The organism is Paenibacillus sp. FSL H7-0442, from assembly GCF_038593105.1.
GTDB lineage: Bacteria > Bacillota > Bacilli > Paenibacillales > Paenibacillaceae > Paenibacillus > Paenibacillus polymyxa_D.
The window spans coordinates 336928-361102 of the sequence record NZ_CP151963.1 but is presented as its reverse complement, the minus strand read 5'-3'; the positions used below and the strand labels follow the sequence as shown (position 1 = coordinate 361102).

The following is a 24175-nucleotide window of genomic DNA, read 5'->3' as shown; positions in this document are numbered from 1 at the left end:
GGATCAGACTGCAATATTCACCTTCGTGCCTGCAGTCTTCGCCCCGTCTTTGGCCGAGTCCAGATAAGCATTGAGCTCTTGTTCAGTCCACACCCTGCCTGCCTCTGGATTTGCCTCCTGCTCTTCCTTAGGTTCAACCCGATCTGTAATCATCGGTTCGTTATTCACTGCTTCACTGATACGCTCATTAATATTCGCAGCGATTTCCATGATCTTTCCATTAAGTCCTTCTGCCTTTTCACGCAAAGACGCTGATTTTGCAGGGTTAGCGTTTTCCCACCCCTTAGCCTCGCTTCCCAATGCGATTTGTGCCGTTTTGGCTATTTTGGCACTCTTCAACTCATTGTTTGCAGATACAACACTATGCATTGTATAGGTGACCAATCTTTGCTGCTGCTCCTCAGCAGTCTTAGGCGTATATTCTTCCTTTCTACCTTTTTGAGCTTCTTTTTTACTCTCCTCATCCATGCCTAAAGCCTTTTTTTGCTCTTCCAGTGACTGCTTTTGAATGTTCTCGTCAATTTGCTGAATCTGCTTATCTATCTCTTCCATTTCAGCTTTTACAGCTTCTGGACCGAGACCACGCTTGAGCGCATTACTTAAATAGTCCGAACGCCTCTCCATCAAATTTTGCTTTTGTTCTGTCAATTGTTGAATAACCTTGTTTTGTGGCTTGCCTATACCCTTCTTTTCAGCCTGAGCGGAAAAGGGATGCCGTAGTTCAAGTCGGTTGTTATCTGCGGTGCGGAACGGCGATTGGTGAGATGATGTAAATGATACATTCATCCTAAAACCTCCAATTCTCTTCTAAATGAGGATTTTTTCAAAAATCGAGTAAGCGACTGAAATCGAATTTTGCAAAATCCTGAAATAAGTGATTCTAGAGGTATATCGGATATTTTTGTATGTTTTTGTATGTTTTATCATCATTTTCACAAATCCTTCATTCCTTTTCCACTGTTAAGCAGCCCTTTATCGTCTCATACAAGCTGTTATATGTAAGCAACCCCCCTCCCACTATACGCTCTTCCGGAATTAGGATAGCAAAACTTTTTTCCACTTCAAATAATAGATATACCAGATCCCTGGGGAACAACCCCATATCAGGCCCCAGTAATGTAGCCTCTTTATTGATCTCGCCCGCTTTTATTTTAAAAAGCTTCCAAAATATATTTTCCAGTGTCATTCCTGTTCCCGTTACATCCTGAGTAAAGTTCATGTTCTTCCCTCCATTACAACTGAACTACATGATGATCAACCGAAAAATAATATAAAATATTCTCCGTCAGCCTATTCATATCTTCATCGTTGGACAGATGGAGTACGGGCACGGAATAATTGGAAAATTCCTGTTTTTTCTCTTCCACGAAACGATGATCAACAGATGCATATTGCATATTGACCGTGGAAGAAGAGTAACTGTCGAATACATTGTTACATATGGCGTATCCCAATAAGGAAGAGGAAAAGCGGTTTTCCATGTACTGTTTCACATGCTCCAAATATTTTATATTGTATTCATCATAGTGAAGACAACAGATCAGTCCATCCGGTCTGACAGCACGGGATACCAAAAAAGAGGTTACTCCAAAATAATTCGTGAACGTATTGTTAAAAGGAACAATCCCACCTGGAATGCCCACGAGTATTAGATCAGGCTTTTCGCTCTGCTCTATTTTTTTCAAATACCGATTAAACATGATAATCTTCTGGGTTTCCGTCATACCGCTCTCAAACATAAACTGTGGAAAAGAATGTGCACCAATCAGCTCCCCGCATCCATTAGATGTGATTTGTGACACCCGATATCCTTGTGCTTCAAGCTTCTGCCGAAGGTTAAACTGTAAATTAAGCTTATGCGTTCGCTCGTTCAACCCTAATACAAATAGAACCGGTGTAAAAAAATCATGAATAACAGAGCCCGGGTCAGGCGGTAAAATATCTTTCGTGCGTACATCAAATGTATTTTTAAAAATCAGCTTGTCCTCACGCTCCTCACAGGGTTCGATGAATTCCATACATGAGTCTGGCAAAGTGAAATTACACATGACTTTTTTGCCAAGTTGTCCAGCCTTCTTGATCACGGGAAGATACACCTCAGCTACATCCAGCTTGAAATTGGATTTCACCAGTAATATAGCATCACAACGCTCCATTTCTTGCTCCAAACAAGACTCTGGCTTCACGATGAAGCCTGTCACTTCCCCCTTGTCCGTTACACAGGCATCTTTCCCGATCATCCCCGACCCTTGAAAAGAAATAAGGACAACTTCCTCATAACTTCCTAATAGATTCAAGTTCCTAACTAGGGCTATCGTTTCATAATCAAACGGAAAAATGATTAATTTATTGGTCATGGAGACACCCCTCATGCTTTTTCAAAATCGAGAATCGTATCCTCGGAGAAATCATAGCCCAGCTCATTCATCATGCAATAATCAAGTAGGGTGTGCCGAATATCGTTTTTGACTACCGAACAATGACTCAGCTTCTTTTCCTTGGACAAGGTATGCAAATCATCTGCTACAGCAACACACAACGTACAAAAGCGGAAATTCCAACAGTTTTTACATGCATCCTCCGTGATTGTCCCTACATTCAAAATCCGGTTGATTTTATCCACTTCAAAGCCCGTGTCCACCGTTCCAATCTGCACCACTTCCGACTGCTCACTGACCCGTTCACATGGATACAGATTTCCATGCACATCCGCAAACAATCGCTGTACACCAGGCACACAGGGTCCGCCATGATGCGCCTCTATCGGCATCCCCGCAGAAGGCTTTCTATAATGAAACATTCGGAAATATATCTGAATATAATAGTCCTTAATCAGCTTCGAGACATGGCTTTCATCTACTCTCCCAAATTTGGAAAGCATCATTTTAACTACCTCATAGCCCCTCTGCTCAATAAATTCATTCCTGTACAAAATTTCATCCTTCACATAAGCATCGTTAATGTAGGAGGACCTTACACTGTACAGACTTTCGAAGGTTTCATAATTCGTATAAAAATCATTGATACAACCAAAATCATTACGGGTATCCAGCACCACATTAAAATTAATCCATTCAAAGAGGTCCGGGTAATTTCTCTTAATTTTATCTACATTGGCAATAATGGTATCAAAGGAGCCTCGTCCGTTAACAGCAAATCGTCTATTTCTATCATGATTCTCTTGATCTCCATCCAGACTGATCGTAAGTACAAAACGATGCTCATCCAGAAAGTCCAAAATATCGTCATTAAGTAGCGTACCGTTGGTCGTCAAATGAAAACCTACATCTCTATACGCCACCTGCTCCTTGATATATTCGACACATTTCTTGACCAACGGGAAATTAATGAGCGGCTCTCCCCCATAAAAACCGAAATCCAGACGGTCACTGTCTACTGATCTATCAATGACAAAATCAATACACTTGCGCGCTGTCTCAAAATCCATCATCAGATTCGTATGACCTCGATTGTCATATCCTCCTGAATAAACGCAGTAAGAGCATCTAAGATTACAATTTTGAGTTACCTGTAAGGTGAGGGTTTTCAGCTGATGCTGAAGCATATGCTCCAGGTGCTTTGTCTTGGGATGATTCATAATCTGCGGACGCTGTGAAGATAAAAATCCGTTATCCAACAAGTCACGGATATACTGCTGCAATTCCGGTGTAGCCTCCATCTGATCCAGGTTGAAGCTGGAATGCGAATTCAGAAAATGATAAGCCTCCTCTTTAATCCGCAAAATTAAATTAGTATTTACATCATATACATAATGGTGGAGTCTCGTTTGAAATGTGTATATAAAGGGTTGGCACATGTTCATGATTCACACCTACTCTGTTTTGATGTGGACAGAAGCCTGGAATGTCCAGGCTCCTCCATACAGGTATAAGCTTAATAATTACCAATTCCAGTTCCATTATCTCTGCGATAAGAACCGTCACTTTCTCGCGATGTATTGGAGCTTCGAGTCAGACTGCCTGCGCAATAACAGGAGCAAGGACAGTAACAGGAACAACCACAGCCAAATGCCTCAATCGTGTCGCCTACATTCGCGCTTCTTTTCACAAGCTTACGCATGTTAAACTACTCCTCCCATTCATGATATGATTTAAAAAGGTGTTCACCTATACTAATTCCGTACATGGTGTTAAATCACACTATGAATGCGTTTGTTTTTTTCATCATTTTATGGGGACCTCTTCTTTCTCTAATACCCATCCTCTGTATTCCGCATGACAGGTCATAAAATGGGAGTGTGATCCTATTTGGGCTGGTTCGCCGTTCTCCAACAAAATAACTCTATCGACATGCGCTAATATCTCGCTGCGATGTGTAACGATGATTACGGTCTTGTCACGCAATCGGGTCTTCAACAATCGCTGAACATTTAGCCTAGCTTCTGTGTCCAGATTGGAGGTCACCTCGTCGAGAATAAACAATGACGCTTCCCTGATCAATGCCCGGGCCATAGCAATTTTCTGTCTTTGCCCACCCGACAATCTGGAGCCGTTCGAGCCTATGAGGAAGTCATCTGCCGAGTTCTGAACCAATTCTTCCAGGCCAATCTCCGCGATAATAGCCTCTATTGCATCATTAGTGACTTCTGTGCCTATGCGGATGTTGCCAAAAATAGTAGTATCAAATAAATACACCTGCTGACTGACCAAAGCTATTTGACTTCGATACTCATCTATTTCATAGCTTTGGATGTCAATGCCGTCATAGGTGATTATCCCCTGATCAGGCTGGCTGAATCTCATCATCAAATCCAGCAGCGTAGACTTCCCTGCCCCATTTGCTCCAATGATAGCTACCTTTTCCCCTCGGGCAATCCTAAAGTTCACGTCGGATAGGACGGGTTCATCCTTGGTATAAGAAAAAGAAACATGATGAAATGCAATGTGATCTTCGAATGGCGGCTCAGTTAGTATAGACGCTGGGGTGACTGAATTAGATGTCTCTTCCTCTGCCCAGTCCAAGAACTGATAATATCGAATGGCGGAGGGAACGACTTCAGCCAGCATGTAGCCAATGTTTAAAATAGCGAAAACAGGAGTGGTAACATAAGCACTGTAAGAAACAAAGGCAAAAATCCCCCCTACAGTGAGCTGTAAACGAAAGATAAGATTAGCTCCCACAACGTACACAAGCATCATTAGAAGCTGAATTAAAATAGATTCCGAAGCGATATTCCAGGCGTCCAGAAGTGACAATTTCCGTTCTGAATCTACAATTCGACGCTGCTTGGTTGAGAACTGCTGATGCTTATGTGGAATAAGACCAAACATTCGCTGCTCCTTCATGCCCCCGACAGATTCCCCAAACCACTGGGCAAAATCACTACTGCCTTCAATAAAATCCCCTACCAGTTTTTTTCTACGCTTCACAAAGTACTTCACCACAACATATTTGATGGGTAAAAAAAGCAGCACGATTACAGTCATTTTCCAGTTAATGAGCAGCAAACCACATAAACCACCAATCATGCTGAACGCCTGCATAATTACAAAAAATACTCCACTATCTGTGATCCTTGATACATTGCCTACATCCGTGCCAATTTGGTTCAGCAACTCCGCTTCATTAGTTCGGTTAAAATAGCTCATTCGTACTCTTGTCAGATGTAAATACGCTTTTTCAAATAAAGAAAAGGTAACCTGTGCGCTTAAACCTGCCCGAAAGGTTTCTTTACACACATTCAGCAGCTTGTCCAAGCAAACGATTAAAAACGCAGCAGAAGTGTACAGGATTACAGCCTGCATATTCCCTTTCAGAAGACCTTGATCCACAATAACCTTGCTTGTTAAAGGCAATAATATATTCAAGCCCGCTGATAGGATGAGACATATCAAAATGATAGTGACCGTCTTCAGATAAGGCCTAAATGTTGCCGCCAGACGTTTATATACTATGGATTCTTTCATCCTTTTCCCCCTTTCATCAGATGTACCTTCTCCCCCTATTAACTAATTCCGTATCAGAATCAAAATCACCTTAAAACATCTTTTAACTGTTCTAGTAATTCCATATTTACGAGATTAAATATGATTTATGTCATTCTTGAAAATTGGAATTAATGTATATGATTGGCACATACAAAAATCACTTATTTTTTTATCCGTCCAAAGGGGGCTTGAACAAATGCCGACCACGATGGTTATCGACTGTTGCAAAGAGGATCAGTGCAGAGGTAGTTCCAGATGCTTTTACAGAAAAATTTGTGAACTTTATCTGAGCGAGGTATACCGTTTCTGTATGCATTTAGTCAAGAATCAGTCTTGCTTTACATTTATGGCAGAAGAATGTACACAAGATACTTTTGTAGCGGCAAGACAGCAACTGGTCAAGCTCAAACAACACCCCAATGTAAAAGGTTGGCTGTACCTCACGGCTAAAAATCTTATATATAAATCATTTAGGTGCTACTATACACAAAAAAAGCATGAAACTACGCTTGAATGTGAGAAAATCTGTAGTTATTCAAATTCGGTAGAGGAGGAGTGGGAAAATCGTAGATTGGGAGATGTGGATACGGTTATCGTTAATATACTAATGCAGCTTTCCAACAATGAATATACGCTCTATGAAGACTACTTTTGTCGACAACTGGCTGTGCCCTTCCTTGCTGTCAAATATAATATTTCGGTTACGGCTACAACGACTCGAATCTATAGACTGAAAAGAAAACTTCGTACATTGTCTCATCAATATTGTCTAACTCATATATAAATTTATCCATGAAAGCAAAAAAGCGGAGCCCCTCTTCCTAAGAGAAGCTCCGCTGTTCGTATTGTGACTATGATTTGTATTCACACTACACTATTACTTAATCCCCGAAATCGTATAGTTCTCAATAATATACTTTTGGAAAACAATGAAGATAATCATGATCGGAACGACCATGAAGGTCGAACCTGCCATTTGCAGGGCAAATTGGCTTTCGTTCTGTCCCTTGAGCAGTGACAGTCCGACGGACAAGGTGTACAGCTTCTCATCGTTCGCAATAATGAGTGGCCACAAGAAGCTGTTCCATCCGCCGATGAAGGTCAGGATGGCCTGTACTGCGATAATTGGCGTCGAAATGGGCAGCACAATTTGTAAAAAAGTGCGGAATTCCCCTGCTCCATCCAGACGTGTCGCCTCCAGCAGTTCTTCCGGGATATCGGACATGAACTGCCGGAACAGGAAGATCGCGAACGCGCCTACCAATCCAGGCAGGACAATCCCCAGCATGGAATTGGTCAATCCCATCTGGTTCAGAATCAAATAGACGGGAATCATCGTCACTTGACCTGGAATCATCATCGTTGCTAGTACCAGATAGAACAGAAACCCTTTGCCTTTAAATTGGAATTTGGCAAAGCCATAACCCGCCATGGCATTCAGGAATAATCCGAAGAAAGAAGCTAAAACAATGATCAGCGTATTCGTCAGATAGGTTCCAAAAGCCATGCTATCGAATAGTAATTTAAAATTATCCAGTGTAAAATGCTGCGGCCAGATGGTCGGGGGAATTTGGGTTACCTCGCCCTCAGTCTTAAAGGAGGATAAAATCATCCACGCAAAAGGCAGCACCATCAACAGACCTCCCACGGTCAGGAGAGTCGCCACGAACCATTGAAATGTTTTTTCACCACTGCGCGTATTGGCGCGGGCTTGCTGAACAGCTGTTTTCACGTTCATCACCTCTCTCTATCAGGACTCCGCTTTATTTTGCAAACGGAACTGAATCAGCGTCACCGCAATGATTGCGAAGAACAGAATGAACGATCCCGCCGCGGCATACCCGAATTTACTAAATTGGAAGCCGTTATTGTAAATGAACAGGGATGCCGTCAGTGTGCCATCGAGCGGTTTCCCTTTGGTCATGACAAACGGTTCCTCGAAAAATTGCAGCCAGCCGATCATCGTTGTGATGGACACGAAGAAAATAGCGTAACGAAGCTGCGGAAGCGTAATATAACGAATTTGCTGCCATGTATTGGCACCGTCAAGCTGAGCCGCTTCATAATAAGAACCCGGAATCCCTTTAATAGCCGCAATAAAGATAATCATGTTTAAGCCGATGCCCCGCCAAACTGCTAACACAATTAACGAAACTTTCGCAACTGTTGGATCGGTCAACCATGGGACGGGACCTAAATTCATCAAACCAAGTACATAGTTGAATAATCCAAGCGTCGGATTATACAAGTAGCTCCAAACGACCGCGACCGCAACTACATTCGTTACGGACGGTAGATAGAACACGACGCGGAATACTTTGAAAGCACGTGATTTACCCATGTTAATCAGAATCGCGATGCTAAGCGAAAATATCAGCACCAACGGAACACCTATGATGACGAAGAACAGGGTATTACCAAGGGACTTTATAAAGGAAGGGTCCAATAGTACGTTTGTATAATTTTCGAGACCTATAAAGCGAATACTATCATAATTAACGAGTCCGGACAGATCCATATCCGTGAAGCTGATCACGAGCGCCAGTAGTATCGGCAACAGCGAAAACAGCGTTAACAGGATGATGGAGGGACCGATAAACAAGTATGGCGCAAGCTTCTGCGAGCTTCCTTTCATGCCTTCACTCCCTTTGACAATGGCGGATATGGATCATTATTTTTTCATAATACTTGCAGCCTGCTGATTAAAGTCATCCATTTCCTTTTGTACATCGGCATGACCGCGGTAAATACGCTCGAAGCTCTTGATAAATTGTTGAGAAACCTCTTCCCATGCAGCCAGTTGCGGCAATGCTGCGGAATGATCTAGCTGTTTGCGAATCGTCCGAAGCATCGGATCACTCTTCAGTTTGGCATCTTCCCACGATTTAGTAGTCGCAGGCAAGTTACTGGACAGATCCATCCATTTCAGCTGCGTTTCTGGTTTGCTCATGTAAGCCAGGAATTTGGCTGACTCCTCTGGATGCTTGCTGAATTTCATAATTGAAAGGTTGGCACCACCCAAAACGGACAGGTTGTTTACTTTTCCAGGAAGCTCCGCTATATTCCACTTACCTTCCAGTTCTGGTGCCTTGCTCTTGATTTCTTTAATCATGAAAGGGCCGCTGATAAACATTGGAACGATCCCCTCACCTTGCAAACCTTGAACGGAGTCAATTCCAATATCCACTGCGTTAGAGCCATTTTGGAAAAAGGTATTTACATACTTCACAGCATCTACAAACGGTGGTTGGTTGAACAGCGGATTGCCCTGCTCGTCAACCAGTTTGGAACCGTTCTGGAGAGCAAACATAAAGCCCATAGACTGCTCCTTTGCACTAAAGGAGATACCATATTTGCCTTTGCCCCGAGCCGCCAGCTTTTGGGCAGCATCGGAAAGCTCTTCCCACGTTTTAGGTGCTTCATTATATCCGACTTGTTTCAGCAGGTCAGAACGGTAGAACAAAACTCTCGTTTCAGTGTACCAAGGCACACCGACCGGTTTTCCTTCAAATTTTGTCGTACCTACAGCACCCTCGAAGAAATTCTTCGATTCCAGCTCAGGATACTTGCTGATATAAGGGGTAATATCCGTCAATGCACCCGCAGACGCAAGTTCTGGAACCCATGATGTACCTAACTGAACCACGTCCGGACCGGATTTTGAAGCAACTGCTGTCAGCAGCTTATCGTGAGCGTTATCCCAAGGCAACGCCTGTACCTCAACATGAATATCCGGATTTTCCTTTTCAAAACCTTTCACAATTTCAGGCAGCAGCTTTCCTTCCGCTCCCATACCCCATAAGGTAATGGTCGTCTTGCCACTCGCATCTTTGCCAGACGAATCATCCTTGGACGAGCAGCCCACCAGCGCGCCCCCCAGTAATAAGGTACTTGCCAAAATGATCCCTAACGTTCTTTTCATCATACGAATTCCTCCCGAGATGACCGGTTTACCGATCATGCAATATGATAACGGATTCAAATACGAGGACTTTGCAAAAGTTCAATAAGCAACTTCCAATGAACATTATATAGAACGAAATGGTTTAATTCGTCCATATATTGCACTTTGAAACGACAAGAATCGAATTTTGTAAAATCCTGATGCATGTAAATACCTAGCGATTAAAGCATACCGCTATAACACTTATGTTCAAAGCACAAGGACTATACCCCTCAATAGAAACGTTTCGATAGTCATTATAAAACAAATTGAAACCGTATTCAATAGGAATATTATTTTTTATTTGCTCAGAATACCAACTTTTTTTCATATATATCATCTTTATTACGTTATTTAACCTATGAATAGACCCTGAATTGGATTTGACTCTGTATTTGAAAGCGTATATAATCCAACTGAGTTCAATAATAGAAACGTTTCGATTAATAATACGACAGAACATTATGCTTCTATACTAGCTATTAGCCTTTTTAGCACTTTTTTGAATCATCTTTATCCAAAAAATCTCATGAATCTGAAAAAGAGAGCTGTCCACCAACAATACAGCTTATGGAGGATTATGATGGAACAACACCTGAATTCCTATTTAGAAAGCATGACGCTTGAAGAAAAAGTTGATCAACTGCTACAGCTTGTAGGTGCCTTCTTTGAAGAAGTGGGAACAGATAGTCAAATTACCGGCCCTATGGCTTCTCTTGGCATCACAGAGAAAAATGTCCATAACGTCGGTTCCGTGCTTGGCATCGCAGGGGCCAAGGAAGCAATTCGTGTTCAGCAGGCTCATTTGAGTAAAAACCGTCTGGGTATTCCGCTTTTAATTATGGCAGATATTGTACATGGCTTCAAAACGATTTTCCCTATACCGCTGGCTATTGGTTGCTCATGGGATATGCAGCTGGCAGAAGAGAGCGCTACCATTGCTGCCCGCGAGGCGGCTGTATCCGGTGTTCACGTCACATTCGCCCCTATGGTCGATCTGGTGCGTGACCCGCGCTGGGGCCGTGTGATGGAATCTACTGGGGAAGACCCTCATCTCAACAGTCAATTTGCCCGTGCGTTTGTGCGCGGATTTCAGGGTAAAGATCTGACGAACGATACCGACCGGGTGGCCGCATGCGTGAAGCATTTTGCCGCATATGGAGCTGGTGAAGGCGGACGGGATTACAACACTGTAGATGTATCCGCATGGCAGCTGCGAGAGTATTATCTCCCCTCCTATAAAGCTGCCTTAGATGAAGGCTGCGAAATGGTGATGACGTCCTTCAATACCGTAGAAGGCGTAGCCGCAACGGGCAATAAGCGCCTGATGCGTGATTTGCTTCGTGATGAATGGGGCTTTGATGGTGTACTCATCTCGGATTGGGCCGCCATCAAGGAGCTTATCCCTCACGGCATCGCCGAGGATGAGCGCGAGGCAGCGAAGAAAGCACTGCTGGCTGGCGTAGATATTGAAATGATGACCTCTTGCTATAACGGGTATCTGCCTGAGCTGGTTCGCAGCGGACAGCTGGATGAAGCACTCATTGATGAAGCAGTAATGCGTATATTGAAGCTCAAGCAAAAGCTGGGCTTGTTCGAAAATCCGCTACGCGGCGCAGACCCTGAGCGTGAACGTGAAGTTGTGTTCTGTGAAGCTCACCGTACGGTTGCCAAAGAATTAGCTATTAAATCTTGCGTGTTGCTCAAAAATGATTCCGTTCTTCCATTGAATCGCAATCAACATATTGCGTTGATCGGGCCTTTTGCAGAGAGTGGTGATATCTTGGGCTCTTGGTCGTGGAGCGGTTCGCAAGAGGAAGCTATTCGCGTTGTTGACGGGTTCCAATCGAAAATATCCTCCTCGCTGCTCACGGTTGCGACAGGTTGCTCTATCGACAATATAACTGAGGAGCAATATGCAGAAGCTCTGCAAGTTGCCAGCCAAGCAGAGGTTATCGTGTTGGCGCTTGGAGAGCGCTCGGATATGAGTGGTGAAGCAGGCAGCCGTTCCAATATTCGCCTGCCACAAGCCCAGTTGGAACTGGTGAAGCGCCTGAAGACGCTGAACAAGCCTATGGTAGCCGTATTATTTAATGGTCGTCCGTTGGATCTGCACGGTGTTATTGAAGAAGCAGACGCTGTACTGGAAGCCTGGTTCCCTGGTGGCGAAGGCGGCGCGGCGATTGCCGACTTGTTGTACGGTGATGCCGAACCTACGGGTCGCCTGACCATGTCATTCCCGCAATCGGTCGGACAGGTGCCCGTGTACTACAATCATTTTAATACAGGACGCCCGCAGTTAGATCCGAATACAAAAGAACGTTATGTGTCTCAATATCTAGACGTACCGAACGAACCTTTATTCCCGTTTGGCTATGGACTGAGTTATACCGATGTCGCTTATGATAGCGTACAGCTTTCCGGCGATACCCTTATACCTGGTCAGGAACTGACCGTGAAAGTGCAGGTAACGAACACAGGAACACGTCCAGTCGAAGAAACCGTCCAGTTCTATGTTCGTGATATCAGCGGTGATACGGTTCGCCCAATGAAAGAACTGAAAGATTTCTGCAAAGTCCTTCTTGCCCCAGGCGAAAGCCGGGAAGTGGAATTTGCATTGACCGAGCCTCAGCTGCGCTATCATCATGCAGATTTGAGCTTCAGCAGTGACAGCGGTGAATTTGCCGTCTTTACAGGACCTAACAGCCGAGATACCAGCGAAAGCCGTTTTCGGTTAGTGAAATAAACAAGAAAGTGAGGCGTTCCCTTTGATGAATACAAGTCTGGATCAAAATATTTTGCTGCGGGCCGGCGACCTGTCTTTTACCTTCTTGAGCAGCGGTGATGTGTATAAGATCGCCCATGGCTCAACGATGATCAACCAGCTGTTGACCAATTCAGTCGATGGTTCCCTGAACAATCTGTACTTGAGATTGTACCGTCCATCCGGTGTAAGTATCACTCCCCTGCTTGGAGTTCGCTCACCGGGAGTAATTCGACAAACAGATCAGCAGATTATTTGGGAAGGTTTCACCGCTGGTGTAGGCTATCAGGTGACCTTCACGCTAAGCCGCCTGGGAGTATGGTTCTGGGATGTAACCCTACAGGGCGATGACGTGGAAGCAGATGTCGTGTACGGTCAGGATATCGGCATTGCCGATACCGCTGCTGTACGCAGTAATGAAGCTTATTTGTCTCAATATATTGACCACACCGTCTACCATAATGAACAAAGAGGCTATACCGTTTGCTCACGTCAAAACCAGCCTCAAAGTCAGACATTCCCATACATTCAACAAGGCTCGTTAACCCGCACTGTTGGTTACTCGACTGACGGTTTTCAGTTCTTTGGACTATCGTACAAGGAAACGAATGAGCCGGAAGCACTCCGTCGCGACTCGCTCGCCAATGAAGTATACCAATACGAATTCGCCTATACCGCATTGCAGTCCGAGCGAGTGGAACTTGCCGGGGAAGCTCGCTTTACTTTTTACGGTCTTTTCCAGCCCAATCATCCAGCCGCAGTGACAAAGCTGGAGTATCAGGAACTGGTGACAAAGGCACGCGACGAAGTAACTGCCGTTCTAGCAGACGCCTCTGAGACCAGCATACCGACACACGCGGCAAGTGATCTTCAGGCAGGGCGTGTGGCTCCAGCTCAAACCATCGGTGAGCCGCTGCGTACGCTGGACTTCACCGATGCCGAAGTGAATCAACTTTTCCCCAAACGGCAGGAAGAAGAACGGGATGGCAATAAACTCCTTTCCTTTTTCACGGACAGCTATGAGCATGTTGTACTCAAATCCAAAGAGCTTCGTGTAGAGCGTCCCCACGGGCACATTTTAATGGGCGGGCATTACTCAGGAGGTAAGGAAGAAACCATTACAACCACCTCCTATATGTACGGAGTGTTCAATTCCCAGCTCGTAATCGGCAATACGAATTTCAACAAAATGATTACCAACGCGCGTAATGCGCTCAATATTCCCAAGACATCCGGTCAGCGCATTTATGTCGGAATCCAAGGGAAATACCGCCTGCTCACGATGCCTTCCCTGTTCGAGATTGGCTTTAATTATGTGCGCTGGTACTACAAAACGGCTGACGATACATTCATTATTACAAACTATACGAATGCCGATAGCCCAGAAGTACGGCTTCACATGCGTGCGGCAAGTGGCAAAACCTATCCGTTCCTCATCACTCAGCAAATGTCTATGCATGTGAACGAATATGAGCTTCCGTTTCATATGGAACGTGAAGGCGACGCCTTACTCTTCCGGGCAGACTCTGCTTCCCTGAGTGCCGAAGCCTATCCCGACCTGCTGTACCGAATGCACATAGAAGGCGCTCCATTACAGCATGTGAGCGACGCTCACGCACTGCTACAGGGTAATGCTTCCCCTGATGCATCTCTGGTTGTGCTAGAGCTGGGTGACAGCAGCGAATGGACCTGCACCGTGCAGGGTTGGCTGAATGGACTTTCAGCCGGGCAAGAATCAGCACACAAAGAGCGTCACGCTTCCTTTGAAGATGAGCGCGAGCACTATCGGGCATATTTTGCCGAGCTTATGAACGGTTTCCATCTATCGCTGGGTCAACATGAAACAAGCGAGCTGTTCCGTGTGAACGCAGTGGCTTGGTGGTACACCCATAATATGCTCGTTCACTATTCTGTACCTCACGGTCTGGAGCAATACGGCGGTGCAGCCTGGGGAACACGCGATGTGTGTCAGGGGCCTGTGGAATATTTCTCAGCTGTGCAAAAGTTCGATGAGGTTCGTTCCATTCTGCTGACTGTCTTCAGCCATCAGTACGAGGACAGCGGAAACTGGCCGCAATGGTTTATGTTTGACAACTATACTCACGTGCAGCAAGAAGAAAGCCATGGGGATATTATCGTCTGGCCGCTCAAGGTACTGGGCGATTATTTGACCGCTACCCGTGATTACAGTATTCTGGAAGAAAATGTACCTTACACCCATCGACATACTTTCGATTATACCAAGCAGACCGCGACTCTCATGGAACATGCCCTGAAGGAAATCGAATACATTCGAGATAATTTCCTGCATGATACGTATTTGTCGGCCTATGGCGACGGCGATTGGGACGATACCCTCCAGCCAGCCAATGCACAGCTGAAGCAATACATGGCGAGCAGCTGGACGGTTGCACTCACCTACCAAGTTATTAGTAACTTTGCTGCAGCTTTGGAGCAGGCCCCCGCGGGTGTAGTATGCGAAGCCGACAAGATTGCACAAGATCTACATCAGATGGCCAATGGCATCCGTAAAGACTTCAACCGCTACATGCTGGAGAGCGGAATTATTCCGGGCTTCGTGTATATGGAAGAGCCCGGTCAACCTAAGCTGATGCTCCATCCGTCTGACACTGAGACGGGAATCCATTACCGCTTGCTGCCGATGACGCGCAGCATGATCAGCCAGCTGCTCACGCCTGAGCAAGCATTGGCTCATGAGCAACTCATCCGTGAGCAGTTCCTCTGCCCGGATGGTGTGCGTCTGATGAACCGTCCTGCACAGTATGATGGCGGTGTGAGCTCGCACTTCAAGCGCGCAGAGCAAGCTGCCAACTTTGGACGTGAAGTCGGGCTGCAATATGTGCATGCCCATATCCGCTTTGCGGAAGCGATGGCCAAGTTGGGACGCAAGGATGACGCTTGGCATAGCTTGAAGCTCATCAATCCGGTCGGCATCCGTGCGTCCGTACCGAATGCCGAATGGCGCCAAAGCAACGCCTATTTCAGTAGCTCGGACGGTAAATTTAATACCCGCTATGAAGCACAGGAACGGTTTGGTGAACTGCGTGAAGGAGCCGTACCCGTCAAAGGCGGTTGGAGAATCTATTCCAGCGGTCCGGGAATCTATATGAATCAGCTGATATCGAATGTCCTTGGTGTTCGTCAGTCAGGCGAAGACCTGATCCTGGACCCTGTGCTGCCGGATCATCTCGACGGATTGAAATTTAAGTTTTCCTTTGCAGGGAAACCGATCACCTTCGTCTACCGTATGTTGCAAGAGCATACTGGCGGTGAGCAGGGCCGTGTAGTATTGAATGGAACACCACTGGAAAGCGAGCCAGCCGGCGATAATCGCTACCGCTCCGGTGCCTTACGCATCAAACGCGAGGTTTTCGAGCAGACGTTAGCAGAGCATGATGGTGTACATCGTCTGGAGATTATTTTATAAAGAGTTTTTGATGCTAATCTGGTATAGGCAACAAAGGGATGGCGATCTTGCGGGATCGCCCTTTGCTGCTTAGGTGTAGGACTACGACATTTGGAATAGATATGTGGTTAATAATGAATATACAATAGCAATGATAAGACGGACGACAAGGAGGTGACGATGTGGTCAGCATTAAAGATATCGCCAAACAGGCGGGCGTTTCCATATCTACCGTTTCATATGCCTTGAATGGTAGCGATAAGGTAACAGAAGAAACTTGCGCACGTATTTTAGCCATTGCCAAAGAGCTTAACTATGTGCCCAATGCCGCCGCACGTAATCTCAAGAAAAGGCAGACCAAAATTATTGGCGTTTTCCTAACTGATTTTCGTGGAGACGTTTATGGAGATTTACTGTACGGCATCAAGGAAATTTTGAACCGCAAGGGCTATGATCTCATCGTATGTAGCGGTAAGCAGTCTCACCGAATGCTGCCGGAACGTATGATTGACGGCGCCATTGTGCTGGATCAGACGTTTGAAAGTCAGGAGCTACTGAACTACGCCGAGCGAGGACATAAAGTTGTCGTGTTGGACCGTGAACTGAATCATCCTAACATTAACCAGGTGCTGCTGGATAACAAAGCAGGCGCCGCTCTCGCCATAGAACATCTATTGGAATTGGGGCACCGTAGGCTATATGTAGTTACCGGACCAGAAGGTTCTTACGATTCATGGCAACGAATGCAGGCGGTCAAGCAGACCATTGAGCGTAGCGGCGTCGCTGAAATGATTGAAATTTACGGCGATTTTGAGAAATCGGGCGGCGAACAGGCGGCGGAAATCATTTTGCAGCAACAAGTTGGCCCGGGTTTGGAACCTGTAGCCGTATTTTGCCTCAATGATGAAATGGCAGTGGGCTTTTACAATCGAATGGCTCAGTCAGAGCTGATGATTGGCAAGGATATTCATATCGTCGGCTTTGATAATATCGAGCTGGCGCAATATATTCAGCCCCGTCTGACAACGATTGACTACTCCAAACGTAAATGGGGCGCTGTAGCTGCCGAACAAGTTCTCAAAATCATTGCCGGGGAAGACGTGGAGCATGAACGTTTATACGTTACGCTTGTCCAAAGAGAATCAGCAGGCGCAGTATTCATCACCCAAGATCAACAGAATCTGTGATGAGCAACGCAGAAGTAACCTGCTCGCCGACCTCCAAAAAAAGAACTTCCACAGTCCCAGTACACGGGTTGGAAGTTCTTTTGGTTATACTTTTTAACCTAACAAATCCTCAATTGAATTCGACAACGACCGTAAGGGATTACCAACCGTTTGCCCCGTCTCCAGCTCCACTTGTAACGCAGCATCAACCATAGACAACTGTGCTACAGCCAGCCCTCTGCTTGGATCAGCCTCCCTTAGCTCATACAGCGAACGAACCAGCAGTTCCTTATACTCGTCTTCACGTCCCTGCATAATCAATTCAAAAGCGTCCTCCACCACCTTGACCTCTATCCAAGAAGAGATATCCGGTTTGCCTAACAGAGCAGCCGTATGATAAAGACGCTTCATCGTTCCCTCTACAGTAGCCGGATTCGTGAATACCAAGGTCCGTGGCAGCAAATCATCGCATATCTCATGAAAAAAGGGCTCATCCAGCGCAATTACTGGTGTAGACAGGGGCAATTGAGCCTTTTCTGCCAAAACAATATAATTCGTGCACGTTATCAAAATAACGTCTATGTCGCTTTGAGCAATCCATCTCAGTTGCTCTTCTACCTTGCGACTGGCATCGTCCGCAGAAAAATGCGGGTCTGACGAGATCCGGCGCATAAGCCCAGGGTCCACAAAATGTATCAGCTCCACCTCATAAGAAGCCAAAGCTCGTTCCACATAGGCTATGTTCGAGTGATGTGCATGCATGCAGCCCACACGTTGCTTCAAGCCTTCCATCGTCCAACCTCCTGTTATAAGTTTGCATCATTTTAACAGGAAGAGGACGATTAGGAAAGCATGCCAATCAGGCCTTACTCCAAACGCACTTTTTTAAAACTTGCCGTTTGTATTTTTCCACTCTGTTTTAGCTGGAACCTCCTGAACTACGTCCCAATGTTCCGCTACCTTGCCGTTCTCTACCCGGAACAGATCATAGACAGCGGCTGAAGTTCCCTTAGGCGATGTCAACTCACTCACAACCAGCACGAAGTTGCCTTCTCCGATGACCATGTGAACCTGATCATATCCAAAAGAAGCTCCTTGGCTTCCCGCTGCGGAAAATGCTTGCTTCAATTTGGATACACCGTCACCAAAAAGAGGGTTATGCTGAATGTACTGATCACCATTATAATAACTTTCCAATGCAGCACGATTTTTGCCAACTAGGACATCATCCACAAACTTGCGGATTAGCGCTTTGTTGGTCTCCGTTTGGTTGAAATCCGCGATTTGTGTTGCTCCATCAATCATGGTGTGTCCGCTTGGATTGGCTGGAGCCGAGTCTTGCACGTTGTCCCAATGCTCAACAATTTTACCATTGCTATCGAAGCGGAAAATATCAAAAGCAATGCTTGTTTTCCCTGCGATGGACTTTTTATAATGTACTGCTACAACATTGCCATCCTGAATAACCCGCTGGATTTCAACAAGCACATTGGCTCCCTTTGATTGGCTAATCCCTTGCAAAAAGGCATCTCTCCCGCTAGCAAAGCTCGGATTATGCTGAATGTACTGATCCTTGCTGATCCAAGCTTCAGCTGCTTTCATATCGCCCGTTTCAAAGCTCTTCAGAATCTCTACAACCTTATCCTTATTGTTCACCCCGATTTGCAAGGTCTGACTGGCCGGGTCCCAAATCACTTGCTTGCCCCACGCTTCTTTGACGACATCAACCGGTACATAGGTTACCCCTTGCTTGGTCAAGATGGTCGAGGTGGACAGTGGCACTTTAATCCCGTTGATTTGCGCTTCCGGACTGCCAGACACCAGTACAACCGTCGCCTGATCATATCGGATGGTCGTGCTTTGTCGCGCCGTATTGAATGTAATATGCTTGGCATCCAATGGAATTCCCAAACTGAAGGCCAATTGTCTCAGGGGAATTAAGACCTGCTTATTTCTCACGATAGGTGCAATTTTGTAAGCCTCCTTCTTGCCATCTACCCAAACCTGAATACCCGTAGCAGGTTTTACCTCGGCCGCTAAAGCCGGTACAGCAGAAGACAGAACAAGCAAACCAGCGAGTGCAGCAGTAACCGTATGTTTTTTCATGAATGTAAGCCCCTCTCAACCTGTAAAATAGAATATGAATACAATTCCTTTTTATGTAACTAATAAAGTTACACCTAATCACGAAAAAGCAATTTTTCCCCGCATACCTAACTTTAAACCCCATTTAAATCTTTTGAAACCTCAACAACCCCCCTTTCAAAATTTATATTTGTACTGCTACAATGCAAGCCACAAGCCTTAGAATAAAGGATATGGGGAGCAATAACAATGTGTGATAACTTGCTAATGCCGAAACTCAAAAAAGCGGCTCCTATCGGCAAGCGAATGAACGCTTTTTGAATAGTAAGCCGCTGTTAACCCCATTGCTATTGTTATACGGATAACGTTCTCCGAAACTTGATAAAGCTCCCGATTCGCCAGATCGAGATATACACCAACGCCATCGTAATTGCCAGCATGCTAATTTCGGACGTACCCAAACTACTAAGGTACTGGGTCAAAACAACGCGAATCAGGATAATAGCGATAATAATATATTTAAAATATTGGTTCGGCTTGGGATAAATCAGACCGTCAGACCGTCTTTCATACGCTGTATGCAGCAAAATAACATAGCCAAACAGAGCCCCTAATAGCCCGGCAGCCAGCAGTTCCCAAAAGGCGGGGGGCGCGTACGTTTGACCGGGAATATGCATTAATTGGTACACAGACATCATCATAAGCGGGAATACGATAAACAAGGGGAGGAGAATCCGTGTTCCGTTTCCCTTTATCGGCCCCCTTCGTCTCTTGGTTCTTAACCAGATCATCAGGCCCACCAGAACAGCTACCAATGCATATATGAATATCGTCGTCATGGTGTAACTCCTTCCTCATAGATCATATGGATACGCTAGTCTAAATCGACAGCTTTTTGTCCAACAAATAAGCGTTCAAGCGGATTAATATATACGCAGCAATCCAACTGATCAACACCGCAACCGGGAAATGCCAGGTAAAAGAAAACCACTGTCCTGTCTGAGCATGATCAAACTGCTCATAAAGCCCATGATCGCCCGACCAATAAAAGACACTCCCGCCACCCATCAAAAGAATCCACAGTATCGGGCTAAGCGGCCGCAAGGTACTGTATTTGGTACTGGCAGTCAGAAGGCCCAGCGCAATAACAAAAGGTGTGAAAGCGATAATCATCACAAACCAGTTCAATCCAGCTACAATAAAGCACGCTGCATCCGCGAGCGTATAAGGCTGTATCGTTGATGAGATGAACAATGCGTACAGAGAACCCACCACAAACAGGAACAATATCACGACAATGGTTTGTAGAATTGCCGCAATCCATTTGGCGCTAATCAGCCACATGCGCGGATAGGGAAGGGTCAGCCACCATCCGTAGGTGTCATTTTCCCATTCTCGTCTCAAACTTCCCACACCCATGAAAATGATCATGTACGGCAAGCCCAGGGTCACATACCACAGCCTTGTCAATTCGAGTTGGTTGTGAAGCGCGAAGTACAAGGAAATAGCGAACGCCGCAATGAGAAATAGTGAGAAATACACAAGTCTCCACGATCTCGGTAGTCGATTGCGGCTCTGTTTTCTCCAGCTTCCTTTATTTCGAAATTCATGGCGTATTAAATCTTTGAACAGCCCTGATGAATTCACGCCTTCCACTCCTTTTTGTACAAATTGCGGAACACCTGATTCAGCGAGCCATGCTCTGCACGCAGATCATCCGAATCACCAGACCATAGGATCCGTCCGCGGCCCATCATGACCGTGTAGTCAAACAAGCCTTCCACTTCCTGAATATCATGCGTGCTAATGAGTATAGATTGCTGCCGACCCTCCAAATAATCAATAATCCCGGCCACAATCGCCTCTCTGGAGAGGACATCAATACCTGCGAACGGTTCATCCAGAATCATGAGTGGAACCTCACGTGCCAAACATAAAATCAGTAGCACACGCGCCTCCTGTCCGCGACTCAACCCGGCCATTTTCAGCTCCAACTCCACGTCCATATGATCAGCAAGTTTATAGGCATCTTTTATATTGAAGCCAGGCAAAAAGGACTTCCCCCATTCCAGCGTCTGCTGAACTGTATGATTAGGGTACCAGCGTGCCCGGTCAGGAAGATAGGATATATCCCGGTTGGTTTCCCAACCAGGCTGTCGGCCCAACACCTGAAGCTCGCCCCCATCTGGCTGAATCAATCCAGTGATCGCTCGAAAGAAGCTGGACTTCCCACAGCCATTGGGTCCAAGCACGCCTACTATGCGTCCTGCCGGAATGACAACATCCAATTGATCCAACGCTTTTTTACTGCCATATTGCTTCACCAGATGATTCGCAACCACAACAGACTCCGTCATGCCTTATCGCCTCCTTCCTTCTCATTTCCGTCCTGTTTGCTTCGTATATACTGCTGAACATCTCCCCAGGATAGTCCCAGGCTGCTCATTTGTCCGAGAAACTGATCTATATACGTCATAGCCAGTTGTTCCCGAAAGCTGGCAATCCGCTCACTGGATGACGTAACATAAGTGCCTAGACCACGCCGTTTCTCAGTCAATCCGTCCCGCTCCAGCTCCTGATACGCTCGCATCACAGTATTCGGATTCATGCGTAATTCCTGCGCCAGATCACGAACAGACGGCATTTTGCTTCCCATTTCGATCTCCCCTTTAGCAATGGAGCTTCGTACTTGATTTAATATTTGTTCATATAATGGCTGGCTAAAATCAATTAAAAATCGGAACGAGCCAACCCGTTGCTCTTCCATGGGTGTTTCCCCCTAATCGGCTGCATCTATCGTGCCTGTAGTGTATTATATCACTTAATACACATAATACAAGTACTCTATTAGCTAAAATGTCAGTTAGTCACGCTCTCCAAATTCATTCAGTAAATGCTCAGCTTACACTCAGATAGCATTCAAGTTGATCCCTTATGATGTACCACGTACCAAACACCCCATTACTGAAAGGTGGAAAATGAAGATGAAGAGCACCAAAAAAGCAATTTTAGCTGGAACGATGGCGTTAGCATTTTTAGGAGGCGGAGCACTGTACTCCACAAGCGCAGCTCATGCTGCTTCCACTACACCTGAGAAGGCTCCCCTTGCAGACAAAGCACAGGCACCTAAGGGTAACCCAGGCGATGCTAACGGCCCTAAAATCGCAGGAGGAAACTATGCTGAGAACAAAGCTCTCCTGAAATTATTAAAATTATCCTCCAGTCAATTGGATACACAGCTGAAAGCAGGTAAATCCCTTGCTACAATCGCCAAAGCACAAGGCGTAAGTGTAAATTCTCTTATTGATGTGATGGTTTCGAATATGAAAGCGAAACTGGCTACGGAAAAACAAAACGGCAAGATTACGGCAACTGAATATAACCAACGCGTCTCTAATCTAAAACAAATGATGACAGACATGGTGAATGGCGTGAAACCATCCAAGCCACCAGTAGATGGCGGTAAAGCGGATGCAGGTAAAACTCCTGCTCAAGGAGATGCCAAGGCTCCTGCTAAAACCAATACAGCTAAAGCCTCTACTAAGCAGAAATAGCTACAGCTCCCGTTTGGGCACATCCACTCATGTATAATAAATCTCCGTCCGGCTTCCCTGTACGGATAGAGACGACAATAAGCCTGTCCCCTGCTGCGATACAACATAAGGAGATAGGCTTATTTATCATGTAAATAAGATAATATGGTAGACTAACATGATCCAGAATTCATTTTTCACTCTAATCCATAAAAAGGAGAACGTAATGAAAATAAGTCAACAGGAATTTGATGTGCAAGGAATGCGCTATACGGTCAGATCTGCCATGATTCAAGATGCGAAGAATTTGTCTGAAATCCGCTTGCTGATTGATGGAGAAACTGAAAATTTAGATAGAGAGAAGGGAGAAGCATTTATAAGTACATCCGGTTTTGAACAGCTCATCGAAACGGATACAGAGAATAACAGAAACCTATTTTTAGTTGCAGTAGTTCATGATAAAATCGTCGGATTTTCAAGATGTGAGGGCCATGTTCTGAGCAGATTCTCTCATAAAGTTGAATTCGGCGTATGTGTACTAAAGGATTTTTGGAGTTACGGGATCGGGACGAATCTTTTAAAAAAATCTATTTCCTGGGCTGAATCCAATGGCATCAAGAAAATGACTCTACAAGTTTTGGAAACGAATGATAAAGCCATTGAGCTTTATAAAAAACATGGTTTTGAAATCGAAGGGTTATTAAAAAACGATAAGGTTCTTTCAGATGGCAAATACTACAACACCATTATCATGGGGAGATTTCATAAATAAAAAAAGACCCTGTTCAACAGGATCTTTCATCTTCGTATCAATCACTTACCCTAGTAGCGATAATCATCATAAGGATTGCGATTACGATACTGATCACGCGGCTGCTGAGCTGCGGTAATCATCAAAAATATGCCTGAGAGCAAATGCATCAACCAGCCCACAATCGGAATCCATCCAATAACCGAGGTCACGATCCCTAAAATAGATCCATAATAAGACTCTCTATTCGTCACCGATAGTACCAACGTAACAATGTGGAAAATCAGCATAAAGAACAATATAGTATACGCGGAATTTACGACGAGTAGCCCGCCCAAAACGGGAATAGCTAAAAATAGCTCCAATCCGCCTGTAATCCATTTTAATGTTTTTGATGGTGTCATTGTTCCACTCTCCCGATGCTGTTTCATTCCATAATTATATCCTATCCCTATACAGGATGACATACATTTTTTAACATACTATATGCTTATATCGTGACAGTCCCATCCCTTTCTCGAATGAGCTAAGCCCTGGCTACATATATGTGAGAGAGAA

General features: G+C 45.2%; 22 protein-coding genes. 6 read left to right on the top strand and 16 right to left on the bottom strand.

Features of this window, described 5'->3' with window-relative positions; translation table 11 throughout:
• Nucleotides 1-3: 3 nt before the first annotated feature.
• From MHH57_RS01565 to MHH57_RS01540, 6 genes are all read right to left on the bottom strand, one after another.
• The gene (locus tag MHH57_RS01565; protein WP_342425547.1) at nucleotides 4-786 is read right to left on the bottom strand and encodes a muscle M-line assembly protein unc-89 Uncoordinated protein 89; all 783 of its coding nucleotides are present in this window, start codon (nucleotides 784-786) and stop codon (nucleotides 4-6) included.
• 157 nt (nucleotides 787-943) lie between these two features.
• Nucleotides 944-1186, bottom strand: coding sequence for a peptide maturation system acyl carrier-related protein (locus tag MHH57_RS01560; RefSeq protein WP_342434742.1), 243 nt, complete (start codon nucleotides 1184-1186; stop codon nucleotides 944-946).
• 46 nt (nucleotides 1187-1232) lie between these two features.
• Complete coding sequence (locus MHH57_RS01555) at nucleotides 1233-2357, bottom strand: TIGR04066 family peptide maturation system protein (RefSeq protein WP_342434741.1); 1125 nt, start codon at nucleotides 2355-2357, stop codon at nucleotides 1233-1235.
• Nucleotides 2358-2368: 11 nt separating this feature from the next.
• Nucleotides 2369-3823, bottom strand: coding sequence for a Cys-rich peptide radical SAM maturase CcpM (gene ccpM / locus MHH57_RS01550; RefSeq protein WP_245231681.1), 1455 nt, complete (start codon nucleotides 3821-3823; stop codon nucleotides 2369-2371).
• 71 nt (nucleotides 3824-3894) lie between these two features.
• Nucleotides 3895-4080, bottom strand: a complete 186-nt coding sequence (locus MHH57_RS01545) for a CLI_3235 family bacteriocin precursor (RefSeq protein ID WP_080710748.1) — start codon at nucleotides 4078-4080, stop codon at nucleotides 3895-3897.
• Between the two features lie 104 nt (nucleotides 4081-4184).
• Nucleotides 4185-5927 carry an ABC transporter ATP-binding protein gene (locus MHH57_RS01540; protein WP_342434740.1) on the bottom strand — a complete coding sequence of 581 codons (1743 nt, stop codon included), beginning with the start codon at nucleotides 5925-5927 and terminating at the stop codon, nucleotides 4185-4187.
• Nucleotides 5928-6054: 127 nt separating this feature from the next.
• Here MHH57_RS01540 and MHH57_RS01535 point away from each other — a divergent pair, with 127 nt between their 5' ends.
• Complete coding sequence (locus MHH57_RS01535) at nucleotides 6055-6732, top strand: sigma-70 family RNA polymerase sigma factor (RefSeq protein WP_318628192.1); 678 nt, start codon at nucleotides 6055-6057, stop codon at nucleotides 6730-6732.
• Nucleotides 6733-6825: 93 nt separating this feature from the next.
• Here the strand turns inward: MHH57_RS01535 and MHH57_RS01530 are convergent, their stop codons facing one another.
• The 3 genes from MHH57_RS01530 to MHH57_RS01520 are packed head-to-tail and all read right to left on the bottom strand — an operon-like array spanning nucleotide 6826 to nucleotide 9873.
• A complete protein-coding gene (locus MHH57_RS01530; protein ID WP_069010182.1) occupies nucleotides 6826-7680 on the bottom strand; it encodes a carbohydrate ABC transporter permease in 855 nt (284 codons plus the stop codon).
• 18 nt (nucleotides 7681-7698) lie between these two features.
• Nucleotides 7699-8583, bottom strand: a complete 885-nt coding sequence (locus MHH57_RS01525; RefSeq protein WP_013308374.1) for a sugar ABC transporter permease — start codon at nucleotides 8581-8583, stop codon at nucleotides 7699-7701.
• Nucleotides 8584-8619: 36 nt separating this feature from the next.
• The gene (locus tag MHH57_RS01520) at nucleotides 8620-9873 is read right to left on the bottom strand and encodes a sugar ABC transporter substrate-binding protein (RefSeq protein WP_029516846.1); all 1254 of its coding nucleotides are present in this window, start codon (nucleotides 9871-9873) and stop codon (nucleotides 8620-8622) included.
• A 601-nt stretch (nucleotides 9874-10474) separates the two neighbouring features.
• Here MHH57_RS01520 and MHH57_RS01515 point away from each other — a divergent pair.
• The 3 genes from MHH57_RS01515 to MHH57_RS01505 all read left to right on the top strand — a co-directional run bounded on the left by MHH57_RS01515 (nucleotide 10475) and on the right by MHH57_RS01505 (nucleotide 17269).
• Nucleotides 10475-12637 carry a glycoside hydrolase family 3 N-terminal domain-containing protein gene (locus MHH57_RS01515; protein WP_342435156.1) on the top strand — a complete coding sequence of 721 codons (2163 nt, stop codon included), beginning with the start codon at nucleotides 10475-10477 and terminating at the stop codon, nucleotides 12635-12637.
• A 25-nt stretch (nucleotides 12638-12662) separates the two neighbouring features.
• Entirely contained in the window at nucleotides 12663-16103 is a 3441-nt protein-coding gene (locus MHH57_RS01510) for a cellobiose phosphorylase (protein WP_318628190.1), read from the top strand.
• 161 nt (nucleotides 16104-16264) lie between these two features.
• Nucleotides 16265-17269, top strand: a complete 1005-nt coding sequence (locus MHH57_RS01505) for a LacI family DNA-binding transcriptional regulator (RefSeq protein ID WP_342434739.1) — start codon at nucleotides 16265-16267, stop codon at nucleotides 17267-17269.
• Between the two features lie 93 nt (nucleotides 17270-17362).
• Here the strand turns inward: MHH57_RS01505 and MHH57_RS01500 are convergent, their stop codons facing one another.
• The 6 genes from MHH57_RS01500 to MHH57_RS01475 all read right to left on the bottom strand — a co-directional run bounded on the left by MHH57_RS01500 (nucleotide 17363) and on the right by MHH57_RS01475 (nucleotide 22100).
• Entirely contained in the window at nucleotides 17363-18040 is a 678-nt protein-coding gene (locus MHH57_RS01500) for a hypothetical protein (protein WP_342434738.1), read from the bottom strand.
• A 93-nt stretch (nucleotides 18041-18133) separates the two neighbouring features.
• Entirely contained in the window at nucleotides 18134-19354 is a 1221-nt protein-coding gene (locus tag MHH57_RS01495; RefSeq protein WP_342434737.1) for a nuclear transport factor 2 family protein, read from the bottom strand.
• 332 nt (nucleotides 19355-19686) lie between these two features.
• Nucleotides 19687-20172: a CcdC protein domain-containing protein gene (locus MHH57_RS01490; RefSeq protein ID WP_342434736.1), complete on the bottom strand. Its 486-nt coding sequence runs from the start codon at nucleotides 20170-20172 to the stop codon at nucleotides 19687-19689.
• A 40-nt stretch (nucleotides 20173-20212) separates the two neighbouring features.
• A complete protein-coding gene (locus tag MHH57_RS01485; protein WP_029516853.1) occupies nucleotides 20213-20980 on the bottom strand; it encodes an ABC-2 transporter permease in 768 nt (255 codons plus the stop codon).
• The gene (locus MHH57_RS01480; RefSeq protein WP_069010117.1) at nucleotides 20977-21690 is read right to left on the bottom strand and encodes an ABC transporter ATP-binding protein; all 714 of its coding nucleotides are present in this window, start codon (nucleotides 21688-21690) and stop codon (nucleotides 20977-20979) included. Before MHH57_RS01480 ends, MHH57_RS01485 begins: the two co-directional genes overlap by 4 nt.
• Entirely contained in the window at nucleotides 21687-22100 is a 414-nt protein-coding gene (locus tag MHH57_RS01475) for a GntR family transcriptional regulator (protein ID WP_029516855.1), read from the bottom strand. Before MHH57_RS01475 ends, MHH57_RS01480 begins: the two co-directional genes overlap by 4 nt.
• A gap of 217 nt (nucleotides 22101-22317) precedes the next feature.
• On the opposite strand from MHH57_RS01475, the gene MHH57_RS01470 reads away from it, so the two are divergent.
• Both MHH57_RS01470 and MHH57_RS01465 read left to right on the top strand, forming a co-directional pair.
• A complete protein-coding gene (locus MHH57_RS01470; protein ID WP_342434735.1) occupies nucleotides 22318-22887 on the top strand; it encodes a hypothetical protein in 570 nt (189 codons plus the stop codon).
• Between the two features lie 205 nt (nucleotides 22888-23092).
• Nucleotides 23093-23638 carry a GNAT family N-acetyltransferase gene (locus tag MHH57_RS01465; RefSeq protein ID WP_029516857.1) on the top strand — a complete coding sequence of 182 codons (546 nt, stop codon included), beginning with the start codon at nucleotides 23093-23095 and terminating at the stop codon, nucleotides 23636-23638.
• A 50-nt stretch (nucleotides 23639-23688) separates the two neighbouring features.
• On the opposite strand, the gene MHH57_RS01460 is transcribed toward MHH57_RS01465, so the two are convergent.
• Nucleotides 23689-24021: a hypothetical protein gene (locus tag MHH57_RS01460; protein WP_029516858.1), complete on the bottom strand. Its 333-nt coding sequence runs from the start codon at nucleotides 24019-24021 to the stop codon at nucleotides 23689-23691.
• Nucleotides 24022-24175 lie beyond the last annotated feature (154 nt).